The organism is Streptomyces sediminimaris (assembly GCF_047049295.1).
Classification (GTDB): domain Bacteria; phylum Actinomycetota; class Actinomycetes; order Streptomycetales; family Streptomycetaceae; genus Streptomyces; species Streptomyces sediminimaris.
The window spans coordinates 21,721-35,065 of the sequence record NZ_JBJWOT010000003.1 but is presented as its reverse complement, the minus strand read 5'-3'; the positions used below and the strand labels follow the sequence as shown (position 1 = coordinate 35,065).

The window sequence follows — 13,345 nt, the reverse complement described above, 5'->3', positions numbered from 1 at the left end:
GTTCTTCGGTGACGGCCAGGCCACGCCTGCCGTTCGGCGTCTCATCAGCCCAGCTCCTCGGCCTGCCAGTCCAGCCGCTTGACGTGTCCGACGGTCACGGCGGGGTGGTGCATGATCGCGGCCTCGGAGGCGCCCGGCCGGGTGGCTTCAGCGATGGCCCGGTGTTCGCCGAGGGACTTGACCGGCCAACCGGGCAGGCGCAGTGACTCGGCCCGGCTCTCTGCGATGGGCAGGGAGATCTCCGCCATGAAGGCGGCGAGCAGGAGGCCGTGCCCGGCCGCGGTGTGACAGCGGGGTGGAGGCGCTTGCGCTCGGAGACGCCCAGCTCACCCCGCCCGATAGCCTCGGTCATGGCGGTCAGCGCGGCGCCGCCCTCCTGAAGGTCCTCCTCGGTCCTGCGGGTCGCGGCGAGCGAACCGAGCTTGGTCTGGAGCACGTCCAGCACGTCGGGAAGCAGACGTCACCGGTCGATCATCGTCTCCAGCGGCTCCGTGTCGAGCCGGTCCCACAGGTGCGGAAAGCCCTCGGCGATCGCGCCGACGACCTGCGGCGGAAGTACGAGCGCGACAAGTGCCGGCACGGTCCCGCGGTCGCGGTCGGCATGCACTTCGCCGCCGAACTCGGCCGTCTCGCCGTTCACCCAGGAGCTGACGGCCCACCAGGACCTCGTAGGGGTCGCTGCCCGCGCTCCCGCCGACCTGGATGCGGGTGACTGCCTCGCTCATGCTTCCTTCAACTCCAGTGCGTCCAGGACGGCTTGGGCAACCTGTTCGGGCGTACGGCCGTCGGTGGCCACGACCGCCGTGGCGACCTGCTCATACAGCGGACGCCGGGCCTCCATCAGCTCCCGCCACTGCTTGCGCGGGTTGAGGGCGAGCAGCGGGCGGGCGGCGTTCAGGCCGGTGCGCTGCACCGCCTCCTCCACCCCCATCGAGAGGTAGACGACCCGCTGCCCGGCCAGCAGCGCCCGGGTATCCGCGTCCAGGACCGCACCGCCGCCGAGCGCCAGCACGCCGTCGTGCCCGCAAAGCGCCCGGCGCACGGCGGCCTTCTCCATCGCCCGGAAGGCCGCCTCGCCCTCCTCGACGAAGATCTCCGCGATCGTGCGGCCCTTGCGCCGCCTCACCGGTGCTCACATCCACCGATCGCGACAGGGCCGCGGGCGCTGCGGACGGTGGGAGTGCCACGAGTATTGCCGTGAGAGTGCGCCAGCCCGTGTGGGTGGTCTTTCACAAGCGGTCGTCGATGAGCGCGTCCTGGACGTCCCCGGGGCGAATCCGGACGGGGGCAGGTAGACCGCGCGGGCGCCGGTCGACATCCGCCAGCGGTCCACGAGCCGGGGTACCGCCGCTCACGGCCGCGCCGACAGCAGCACCGATGATCTGTCGGATGCCGTCCTTTCGGGCCGCTTCCGGCGTCGTGAGGACCGCACGGTCAGTTATCGGCTACGGCATGGCGTGCCGGTCGCGGCAGCACAGTCCTGCAGGTCACGACCCATCGGGGCCTCATGCGGCTCCGTGATTCGCTGACCTGGCGTGCCGGTGGGGGCGGTGGCAGATCACCGGCAGGCTCGCTGCCACCGAGGTCGGCGCACCGCAACTATACGGAAGCGACGGCGCCCCCGTGTGGCGGTCTGCACGCGGGGGCGCCGTCTGTGCGGTGGGTGTGTCAGTTGTCGGGTCCGAGGATGGTCAGGTCGATGGTGTTGGCGACGGAGGCGTAGGCGTCGGTGGTGAGGTTGACGTGGTCGCCGGTGTCGTAGTCGGCGGGGGCGGCGGCGGTGTTGAGGATCAGGGGGGTGGGGTCTGCGGTGCTGGTGGGGTCGGGTACGGCGACGGCCTGTTCGGCGTCGAGATAGGTGACGGTGGGGGTGGCGAAGTCGACCTGATCGGTGATCCAGGTGTTGGTGGTGCCACGGTTGGTGTCCGCGTCGGTGCTGCAGGGGGCGTAGCCGTGACAGGGGGTGAGGGTGGTGAGGACGACCTTGATGCCCCATCCGCGCAGCTGGTTCATGAGTTGGTCGTAGGTCTGCTGGAGGGTGGTGTCGTCGGTGCCGGCGACGATGTCCTTCAGTCCCTCGTCGACGATGACGGTGGTGATGCCAGGCAGTTGAAGGACGTCCCGGTCGAGGCGGGTGAGGACGGCCGGTCCGCCCTGGCCGGTCTGGTCGGTGGAGAGGCGGTTGTTCTCGATGCCGGTGGCGACGACGCCGTAGTCGTGGATGTTCTGGTCGTTGGTCTGGAGGGCGGTGGCCAGGGCGTCGGAGAGACGCGGAGTGGTGAGACCGGGTGTGGTGCCGTCGGCGAAGGGATCGGTGAGGTTGTCGCCGAGGACGGCGATGGTGGGCTGGTCGCCGCTGGTGGTGACGTCGATGCCGGTGAGGATGTCGGTGAACCAGCCCCATTTCACGCCGGTGCCGGTGAAGGCGGTGGTGGTGGTGTCGGTGGTGTGGTCGCCGGAGCCGACGGCGCTGACGTACTGGGTGGTGGCGGCTGCCCAGCTGTGCTGGACGAGGTAGGGCACGTCATTGGCCAGGTGGAGGCTGATCATGATGGGTTTGCCGGGTGTGGCGGCGTAGTCGGTGGGGTCGCTGAAGATCTCGCCGCCGACCGGGATGGTGACGGTTTTGCTGCCGCCGTTGAAGGTGAGGTCGGTGGGTGTCGTGGTGGGGGCGGCGCCGGAGGACTGGGTGGCGATGGTGGTGTGGTCGATGGTCAGCGGGGTGCGGCCGAGGGCGTTGGAGAGCCGGATGCGGACGCTGGAGCCGGCGACGCTCGGGTCGGCCGCGATACGGAAGGTCTGGTCCTTGTAGTCGGTGTCTTCGTAGTTGAACGCGCCCTCGTTGGGGGAGCTCCACGCGCCGGTCCACTTCGCGCCGGCGGGGGCGGTGGTGGTGTCGCGGACGGTCATGCCGAACAGGTGGAGTCCGGGGACGTCCTGGCGGGCGGCGTCGCTGAGGTCGGGCAGGGTGACGGAACTGATCGCGGCGCCGGGCTTGAGGGGGACGGCGAAGGCGTAGATGTTGGTGCTGCGGGTCTCCTGGGTGCCGTTGGTGTGGTTGCGGTGGGGGAGGGTGACGGCGGCCAGGGCGTTGGAGCCGTAGACCCAGTCGGGGACGGTGAGGTGGTAGGCGGAGGTGGTGCCGTCGGCGTAGGTGACGGAGCCGTAGGGGCCGCCGGCCCGGCAGTCTTCGTACTGGCCGTTGCCGAGGGTGCATTGGGTGCCGCTGACGGAGGTGCCGTCGGGGACGGCGGGGCTGGAGTAGTCGTCGTCGGCGTGCTGGGAGCTGACGAAGCCGTAGGTGGAGAAGCCGAGGAAGACCAGCGCGCGGCCGCTGCCGTTCATCTGGATGGTCTGGTTGGCGGCCATGACGTTGTCGCCGGAGGCAGAGGTGAAGTCGGGGAGGGTGAAGGTGGCGCCGTCCACGGTGATCTTGCCTCCGGGCTGCCAGCCGGCCGCCTTGAGGTCCTGCAGCGACATGGTGGCACCGACTCCGTCGGCGTCGGCGGCCGACTGGTCGGTGTCGTCGGTGACGGCGGTGTTGTCGAAGGCGTCCTGGAGGCTGGTGTAGGTCTTGCCGGTGTGGCCGAGGGCGGTGAACTGGTACTGCTGCTGGGCGGAGACGTTCCCGGCGGAGTCGACGGCGTAGACGTACAGGGTGTGTGTTCCGGGAGCGGTTGGTGTGACGGAGATCGTCGCGGTGTTGCCGGAGGCCGTGGCCACCTCGGAGGCGGGGGTGTTGGGGGTGGGCGGGCTGACGTCGAGGCGGTAGAGGAATTTGGTGGCGCTGTTGGTGCTGAGGGTGAAGTGGCCCGGGGTGCCGGCGGGTGTGATGCCGGGGGAGTCCTCGGGGTAGGTGCCGTCCTTGTCCGTCACGGTCGGCGCGGTCGGCGCGGTCAGGTCGACGGTGAAATGGCAGCTTGAGGAGGTGGGGCTGGTGTCCTTGCCGTCGCTGGAGTGGACGTTCCAGACCACGGTGTCACCGGTGGTGAGCCCGCTCATGAACGACGAGGAGAGCTGCTTGGGCGCGTTCGATCCGCTGGAGACGGTGGCGCTGGTGGTCGTGGTGGAGCTGCCGCCGTTGACCCAGTACTTGTAGGTCGCCGCCAGGGCGTCCTTGTCGCCGTCGCTGACCGTGGCGTTGAGGGTCGGTGGTGTGGTGATGAGGGTTTTGCCGATGACCGGGTACGGGGCGGTGGTGCCGCAGCCGACCGAGTGGCTCCCGAACCTGGCGACCAGACTGCCCGGCTTGGCGGGGACGTGGTTGTACTCGATCGACATCGACGGGTTGTTCGCGAAGCGTTTGAAGTAGGCGCCGTCGCCGCTGCCGTCGTGGCTGTTGACCAGGGCGAAGGTCCAGCTGGAGTCGTGTGCGGCGGCTTTCTTGGCGAGGGTGGAGGTGACGGAGAAGCCGCCGGAGGGTTCGCTGCTGCAGGCGGGACCGAAGCTCTTGCTCGTCAGGTAGCTCGACAGGCCGGGTTTGTTGTTCCAGGTGGTGGAGGAGCCGATGGCACCGGTGAGATAGAGCTTGATGGTGGAGGAGAGGCTGCAGCTGGCGGAGTAGTTCTCCGTGGCGTTGACCGTGGCGGAGACGATGTGGGTGCCCCAGACGGTGGAGGGGATACCGAGCTGGAAGTAGGAACGCTCGATCCCGATGCAGCCCGACCAGCTGTTGTAGCCGACGCCGGGGTCGCCGTACTGGGTGGAGTCGTAGTTCTTCGCCGTCGGGCAGCCCTGCTGGGTTTCGACGTAGTGCTGCTTCTTGCCCGAGGCGTAGTGCGGGTTCCAGGTGGGGTCGATGTAGACCGGGTAGCGGGTGGTGGGACCGGCGAGCAGTTTCCGGTCCGGTGTCAGGGACAGGGTGCTGCCGGTGACGTCGTCGGTGACCCGGGCCACCTGGGCACCGATTGCGGGCCCGGACGCGCTGTTCTTGGCGCCCGCGGTGCCGGGGGACGCCGCGCCGGCTGTGCCGAGGGGGGCGGCGAGTCGCCGGGTGGAGGCGCCGCTGGTGGAGGAGTCCCACATCACGGGTTGGGGCGCGCTGAACATCACCTGGCCCGCAGAGGTGGCGGCCTGCAGGTTGTCGTGGCCGTCGTCGGAGACTCTCACCCCGGTGGCGTGGGTGGTGAGTTTCAGTGTGGCCAGAGCGGGATCGCCGGCGGCTTGGGCGGTCTTGACGACGACCAGTTCGGAGAACCCGCCGAGGGTGTTGGCCGTCAGCTGGAGGTCCACGTCCTTGAGGACGTCGGGGTAGGTGATGGTGGCGCCGGACACGGTCGGTTTGGGCAGGGTCCGGGGCCAGGAGAAGGCCAGCTTGGCCGTGCCGCTGGTCATGGAGGCCAGGGGCGTGCTGCCGCCGCCCGAGAAGGTCAGGGGTTCGGCCGCCGCTTCGGGGCTGTAGCTGCCGTCGTCGTTCTGCTGGAGGGTGGCGTCGACGGGTACCCACGCGTGGTTCTTGCGGACGCGTTCGGGCAGCAGGCTGGTGGTCCAGGTGACGGTGCCTGAAGGGTTGGCCTGGACGGTGGCGGTCTCGCTGGTCAGCGCCGCCACCTTCACGGGGCTGCCGGTCGATGCTGCCTTGCTCTGAGCCGCTGTCAGCGCCGCCTGCTGGTCTTTGGTCAGCTTTGAGTCGTCTGTGGTGCGCGTGGTGCCCAGGGGGTCGTCCGGGTGGCTTTCGGGCAGGGCGGGGGCCGGCGTGGAGACCGGCGGCGTACCGCCCGTGTCTGCGGCGGCGGGGAGGGCGGGCGCCAGGGACAGTGCCAGTGCGCCTACAGTTGCCGTGGCCAGGAGACGGCCCGGTATTCGCGGTTTCTTCTTGCACGGTCTGTTCGCATGGCGTGCGCGGAAAAGGCCGGACATCTGTCCCCCCAGGTTGCGTCCGATGAGAAATGAGCCGATAGGCGCGAGGAGGCTACCCGTGATTGCGTCAAAGCGACAACCGGGTCACTGGATACCTGGCTTCCCTTCACCGCGCGATGTCTGCGTGGTATGGGCAATTTGTCGATGATCCAGTCCGTTGGAGGGTTTCCTAGGTTAACGGGGTATTCCGTGGGTGAGATCAAGCCAGAGCTGGCATCTCTTGACCGTTTCCGGCGTTGTTCATGGTGATCTCTATGCATGATCCATACTGTGATGGCCCTGTGGAAACCGGCTTCACACTGATCGAATATCCCTTCGGCAGTCACGCTGAATTGGGGGGTCAGAGGTGCGTCGGAATTCGCTGTGGCGGATTTACGGAAGAGCGATGCGGGTACGGAGAGTTCCCGCGTTCTGGATCGTCTTCATCACCGCACTCGGACTCCTGGCGGGACTGGTAAATTCCCAGTCCGCACTCGCCGCGGACCACCGGCCCGATTACCTCGTCAAGACGAAGAAGGAACGCTCCGTTCCAGTCTCGCCGGTCAAGGGCAGAGCGGCGGCTGGGCCGCGGATGGCCCACTGGAATCCGGGCAAGGCGCGCAGGAACTGGCCCGCGGCGGGCAGCGCCGATGCGGTGGTGCCCGCCCGCGGCGCCACCGCCCGGCTGGCGGGCCGGCTCCCGGTGACCCTGGCACCCGTCGCCGGCAAAGCACACCGCGCGCGGCCGGGCACGAAGCTGCACGTGCGCATGCCGGGCCAGAAGGCCGCGCAGAAGCTCGGGCTGCGCGGCGTGGTCCTCGCCGTCCAGCCCGTCTCCGGGACCCGCGGTGGCGGTGCTCGTCTCAGCCTGGACTACTCGGCGTTCCAGGACGCCTACGGCGGCGACTGGTCCGCCCGCCTGCACCTGGTGCGGTTGCCGGCCTGCGCACTGACCACTCCCGACAAGCCGGCCTGCCGTACCCAAAGCCCCCTGGCCTCCGCCAACGACACCACGTCCCAGACGGTTTCGGCCGACGTGGCACTGCCCACCACGAGCTCCGCACACCAGCTCCGGCAGTCCGCTGCCGCACAGCCGGTGGTCCTGGCGGCGGTGGCCGGCAGCGCGGGCGGCGGCGGTTCCTACGCAGCCACCTCACTGTCCCCATCGGGCCAGTGGTCGGGCGGCGGCTCCAGCGGCGCCTTCTCCTACTCGTACCCCATCACCGTGCCCGACGTCCCCGGCGGCCTGGCTCCGAGCATCTCCCTGGGCTACAACTCCCAGAGCGTGGACGGGCGCACCTCCTCCACCAATGCCCAGGCCTCCTGGATCGGTGACGGCTGGGACTACTCGCCCGGCTTCGTGGAGCGCACCTACCCGGCCTGCTCGGACGACGCGGCGAACGGCACCCCCAAGACGTCCGACGAGTGCTGGTCGGACACCGCCCAGTCCCTCACGCTCTCGCTGAACGGCTCCTCCAACACCCTCGTCCACGACGACAAGACGGACACCTGGCACCCGCAGGGCGACAACGGCGAGAAGATCGAGATCAAGACCGACACGGTCAACGGTGACAACGACCACGAGTACTTCGTCGTCACCACCGCCGACGGCACCCGCTACTACTTCGGCCGCAACCGCCTGCCCGGCTGGGCATCGGGCGATGCGACCACCGACTCCGTCTTCACCACCCCCGTCTACGGCAACGACACCGGCGAACCGTGCCACGCCTCCACCTTCGCCGCCTCCTGGTGCCAGCAGGGCTACCGCTGGAACCTCGACTACGCCGTCGACACCCACGGCAACGCCCTCAGCTACTGGTACACGCCCGAGACCGGCTACTACGGCCGGGACAACACCACCACCGCCACCCCGTACACCCGCGGCGGCCACCTCACCAAGATCCAGTACGGGCAGCTGGCGGGCAGCGTCTACGACACCACGAACGCCCCCGCCGCCGCACAGGTCTTCTTCGACACCTCCGAGCGCTGCCTGCCCGATGCCGACTTCGACTGCTCGGCCGCGAAGATGACGACGGCCAACGCCTCGCACTGGCCCGACGTCCCCGTCGACCAGACCTGTTCCGCGACGGGGAGCTGCGACAACCACGGTCCGGCGTTCTTCACCACCAAGCGCCTGACCGGCATCCGCACCCAGATCCTGGCCGGCACCGCCTACCAGGACGTGGACGCCTGGTCGCTGAGCCATACCTTCCCCGCCACCGGGGACACCACCACCCCGGCGCTATGGCTGTCGTCCATCACCCACACCGGCAAGGACGGTGGCAGCCTCGCCCTGCCCCCGGTGAAGTTCGCCGGCCAGGCCCTGGCGAACCGCGTCGACGGCCTGGACGGCTACCAGCCGATCACCCGCTACCGGCTGACCACCATCACCACCGAGTCCGGCGAAGTGATCGCCGTCAACTACACGGGTCCCCAGTGCCACCGCCAGGGCACCATGGTGCTGCCCGCCAGCCCGGACTCCAACACCTACCGCTGCTATCCGTCGTACTGGACCCCGCCGGGCCAGACCTCCCCGCAGCTGGACTGGTTCAACAAGTTCGTCGTCAACTCGGTGACCACCCAGGACCCGACCGCGGGCGGCCTGCCGGTCCAGACCTCCTACACATACGTCGGTGACCCGGCCTGGCACTTCAACGACGACCCGCTCACCCAGACCAAGTACCGCACCTGGAACCAGTGGCGCGGCTACGGCACGGTCGAGACCCGCACCGGCACCTCCCCGGCGAAGATCACCCTGCTGCGGCAGACGTACTTCCGCGGCATGGACGGCGACAAGACCACCTCCGGCACCCGCAGTGTCACCCTCGACGACCACGCCGGCGACGACCCCCAGAAGGACTCGGACTGGCTGGCCGGCCAGGCCTTCGAGACCGAGGGTTTCAACGGCGACGGCGGCGCCCTGCTGTCGGACGAGATCACCGATCCCTGGAGCTCACCGGCCACCGCGACCCAGTCCCGCACGAAGGCAGGCCTGGACGCGCTGGTCGCCCACCGCGTCAACATCAAGCGCAGCCGCGCTGTCACCACCAAGGCGGACGGCACCCGGCGCACCACCGAGACCGACTACACCCTCGACGCCGCCACCGGCCTCCCCACGGCCGTGGACGACAAGGGCGACACCTCGACCTCGACGGACGACCAGTGCACCCGCACCTGGTACGCCAAGGACGCCTCGGGCAACACCCTGCCCACACCGCGCCGGGTTCAGCAGGTCGCCGTCGCCTGCAGCGCCACCCCGTCCTATCCGGGCGACCTGATCAGCGACGACCTGACCTTCTTCGACAACTCCACCGACAACACGGCACCGCCCACCAAGGGCGACGTGACGATGGTGCAGAAGGCCGACTCGGTCACCAGCGACGGCACCGCGCACTACATCACCGCGCTGAAGAACACCTACGACTCCTACGGCCGTGAACTCACCGAGACCGACGCCGACAACCGCACCACCACCACGGCCTACACCCCCGCCACCGGCGCCACCCCGACCTCCATCAAAGTCACCCGGCCGAAGGTCACCGGCCAGACGGCCGGCTTCGCCACCACGACCACTCTGGACCCGGGCCGCGGGCTGGACCTGAAGACCACCGACGCGGCCGGCTACTCCACCACCAGCACCTACGACCCGCTGGGCCGGCTGACCGCCGTATGGAACCCGGGCTTTTCCACCAGCAACAACCCCAACACCAAATACAGTTACGACCTCGACCCGAAGGCCCCGTCGACGGTCACCACCCAGACCCTGCTCGACAACAACACCTACCGCACCTCCATCTCCCTCTACGACGCCATGCTGCGCCCGCGGGAGACGCAGACGGCGACGGTCGACGGCGGCCGGGTCATCACCGACACCGTCTACGACAGCCACGGCTGGGCGGTCAGCTCCTCCAGCCCCTACTACAACAGCGGCGCCCCCTCCGCCACGCTGGTGGACGCCGCCGACAACCAGACCCCGTCCCAGACCGGCACCCTCTACGACGGCGCGGGCCGCGTCACCGCTTCCATCGCCTACCACTTCGCGACCGAGACCTGGCGCACGACCACGGCCTACCCCGGCTCGGACCGCGTCGACGTCACCCCGCCCGCCGGGGCCACCCCGACGACGACGTACACCAACGCGCGCGGCCAGACGGTCAAGCTGCTGCGCTACCACGGCACTTCACCCACCGGCACGGCGGACACCGTCAGCTACTCCTACGACGGCGCGGGCCACCAGACCGGCCAGGACGACGGCCAGGGCCACACCTGGAGCAGCCACTACGACCTGCTGGGCCGGCGCACCTCCCAGACCGACCCGGACACCGGCACCTCCAGCTCGACCTACGACAACGCCGGCCAGCTGCAGTCCACCACCGACGCGCGCGGCAAGACCATCAGCTACAGCTACGACGAGATGGGCCGCAAGACGGCCGAGTACGACACCACCGGCGGCGCCGATCCCGCGCCGGACAACGAGCTGGCGGCCTGGACCTACGACACGCTGAAGAAGGGCAAGCCCACCTCCTCCACCCGCTACGTGGGCGGCACCTCGGGCAGCGCCTACACCAGCAAGGTGCTCCGCTACGACAGCCACGGCTGGGCACAGGCCACCGAGCTGGTCGTGCCGGCAGCCGAGGGCGCCCTGGCCGGCACCTACCTGCACCAGAACCGCTTCAACTACACCGGCACCCTGCAGTCCTACACCGACCAGGACCCGGCCACCGTCACCCTCCCGAAGGAGACGGTCTCCTACACCTACGACGCCTACGACCGCCCCATCGGCGTGGGCGGCGACGTCAACGGCTGGGCCTACGTCAGCGGACTGACCTACACCGAGTTCGACGAACCCCAGCAGTTCACCTACGGTACCTCCGGCAACTTCGCCCAGCAGACGCTCAGCTACGACGACCAGACCCACCGCCTGACCGGTGACACTCTGGTCACCCAGTCCGGTGCAGCGATCGCCGACAAGACCTCCTACGCCTACCAGCCCTCCGGCAACGTCACCAAGATCACCGACAAGCTGGAGACCGGCCAGAGCGACACCCAGTGCTTCACCTACGACTGGGCACAGCGCCTGAAGGCGGCGTGGACGGCCACGGACGACTGCGCGGCCACCCCAGCACCCGGATCCTCCACCACCGTGGGCGGCCCGTCCCCGTACTGGCAGAGCTGGAGCTACGACGCCACCGGCGCCCGTTCCCAGCAGGTCGACCACGACCCGTCGGGCGACACCTCCCACGACGCGACGTCCTCCTACACCCCCGTCGCGGCGGGCGCGGGCCCGGCCCATGCGGTGGCCCGGGTGGACAAGGTGGTGCCGGGCGATGCGACGGCGAACAGCACCAACGCCTACACCTACGACGAGAACGGCAACGTCCTCACCCGCACCACCCGTTCGGGCACCGACACCCTCACCTACGACGACGAGGACCACCTCGCCGAACTGGCCTCCACCGGCAGCGCCGGCGACACCAAATACCTCTACTCCGCCGACGGCAACCTGCTGCTGCGCCGCAGCCCGGACGCCACCACCCTCTACACCGGCGACGAGGAGATCACCCTCAAGAAGGACGCCACCAGCTGCGACGGCCTGCGCTACATCTCCCTGGCCGGCCAGACCGTGGCCACCCACTCCTCCGACGGCAAGTTCACGTATCTGATCCCGGACCGGCAGGGCACCGGCACCCTCGCCGTCGACTCCCAGACCCAGGCCGTCACCCGCCGCCAGTACAAACCCTTCGGCGAGGCGCGTGACCAGTCCGGGACCTGGCGTGCGGGGCAACGGGGCTTCGTCGGCGGCACCCAGGACGACAACACGGGTCTGACCAACCTGGGGGCCCGTGAGTACGACCCGTCGATCGGCCGTTTCCTCAGCCCGGACCCGGTCCTGGATACCGGCGCCCCGCAGTCGTGGAACGCCTACGACTACGCCGCCGACTCCCCGGTCACGCTCTCCGACCCGTCGGGTCTGTGCCCGGCCGACCTGTGCGGCGTCGGCTACCCCATCGGCGGCACCGGCACCAGCAAGAGCAACCCGATCCGCTACGTCACCACCGGCCCCGTCGACCCCGGCGGCTCCAACCACGCCTACTGTCACCACGGCAACTGCACCGACGGACACCGCCTCGGTCACGGCGAGGGCGCCAACGGCGGCAACATCAACAAGAAGACCTACGATCCGCAGGCCGAATCCCGGGCCCTGGCACGCGCCAAGGCCACCGCGGAGGCGACCGTCGCCGCCGCGAAGAAGCAGGTTTCCGGCTTCAAGCACCACCTGCTCAACCTCGTCGCGGACGTCATCGGCCTCACCGACGCCTACAACTGCTTCACCAAGGGCGACGTCATGGGCTGCATCAACACCGCCCTGACCGCCGTGCCCTGGGGCAAGGTCTTCAAGGCCATCAAGGTCGGCATCGAGGCCTTCAAGGTCTGGCGCGCCCTCGACCGCGCCTACACCGCCGTCAAGGACGCCGAGGAAGCAGCCAAAATCTCCGACGGCGCCCTCGACGCCGAACGCGCACTCGCCGAGGCACGGGAAGCGGAGAGCGCCGGCACCGAGGCAGCCAGCTGCACCGTCCACAGCTTCGTCGCCGGAACCGGGGTCCGCCTGGCCGACGGCTCATCCAAACCCATCAGCCACATCAAGACGGGCGACACCGTCCTGGCCACCGATCCGCAGAGCGGTATCACCGCACCGGAGAAGGTTCAGCAGGTCATCGTCACCCACACCGACCGCGACTTCACCACCCTCACCCTGGACACCACTCCGGTCCGCGGCCCACCCCACACCGGCAAACAACACCGGCACCAGACCCTCACCACCACCTGGCACCACCCGTTCTGGGACGCCGGACACCACCGCTGGACCGACGCCCGCAACCTCACCCCCGGCACCAAACTCCGCCGCCCCGACGGCACCACCATCACCGTCACCGCGGTCCACAACTCCCACCAGCACCAGACCACCTACGACCTCACTGTCGGTACCCTCCACACGTACTATGTGCTGGCGGGGGCAACTCCGGTACTCGTTCACAATTGCGGTGAGGTGGCAGTCGACACGAATGCAGTGACGGATGCCCTCTCGGGCGCAAAGACCGCTGAAGTAGATGCCGCCTTGGCGGGGCGCGCCCCGGTGCTTTCGCCGACTGCTCATCGTGAACTACTCGAAGGTGGACACTCGGCAGATGCCATTGGTAGCTGGTTGTCGGAGCGGGGAGGACGCATGGGACCGGCTTCCACCAGCGAAGGCGTTGCTTCACTCCAGGCTCGCCTCAGGGGCATGTGGAAGGGCAAGTCCTTCAATCCGATGATTGCCGACGACGACGCTTCGGTCTTGCATTCGGCGATACAGGATGGATTGTCGATCATCACAAACGACAAGAGATTCTATAAAAATATCGAAAGGCTCGGATATTCGAGTGAGCGATATTAGTTGATCATGCTGTTTGGGGTGCCCCGTGCTTGCTGGCTTGCGGGGCACCCCAGACCGGGTAAACAGGCT

General features: G+C 68.8%; 4 protein-coding genes and 1 pseudogene. 1 reads left to right on the top strand and 4 read right to left on the bottom strand.

Features of this window, described 5'->3' with window-relative positions; translation table 11 throughout:
* Positions 1-44: 44 nt before the first annotated feature.
* From ACJ9NR_RS39550 to ACJ9NR_RS39535, 4 genes and pseudogenes are all read right to left on the bottom strand, one after another.
* Positions 45-248 (bottom strand): hypothetical protein, encoded by a 204-nt coding sequence (locus ACJ9NR_RS39550; RefSeq protein WP_412494732.1) that lies wholly within the window; start codon positions 246-248, stop codon positions 45-47.
* Between the two features lie 212 nt (positions 249-460).
* Positions 461-640, bottom strand: coding sequence for a hypothetical protein (locus ACJ9NR_RS39545; protein WP_412494771.1), 180 nt, complete (start codon positions 638-640; stop codon positions 461-463).
* A gap of 81 nt (positions 641-721) precedes the next feature.
* A pseudogene (locus ACJ9NR_RS39540) lies at positions 722-1,114 on the bottom strand (shikimate kinase); the annotation flags it as partial.
* Positions 1,115-1,668: 554 nt separating this feature from the next.
* Complete coding sequence (locus ACJ9NR_RS39535) at positions 1,669-5,556, bottom strand: beta-sandwich domain-containing protein (protein ID WP_412494731.1); 3,888 nt, start codon at positions 5,554-5,556, stop codon at positions 1,669-1,671.
* 688 nt (positions 5,557-6,244) lie between these two features.
* On the opposite strand from ACJ9NR_RS39535, the gene ACJ9NR_RS39530 reads away from it, so the two are divergent.
* Positions 6,245-13,276 (top strand): RHS repeat-associated core domain-containing protein, encoded by a 7,032-nt coding sequence (locus tag ACJ9NR_RS39530; protein WP_412494730.1) that lies wholly within the window; start codon positions 6,245-6,247, stop codon positions 13,274-13,276.
* Positions 13,277-13,345 lie beyond the last annotated feature (69 nt).

Excerpts from the sequence above, each read along its gene's own strand:
- ACJ9NR_RS39550 (WP_412494732.1), bottom strand. The coding sequence starts at position 248 with ATGGCGGAGATCTCCCTGCCCATCGCAGAGAGCCGGGCCGAGTCACTG.
- ACJ9NR_RS39530 (WP_412494730.1), top strand. The coding sequence starts at position 6,245 with ATGCGGGTACGGAGAGTTCCCGCGTTCTGGATCGTCTTCATCACCGCA.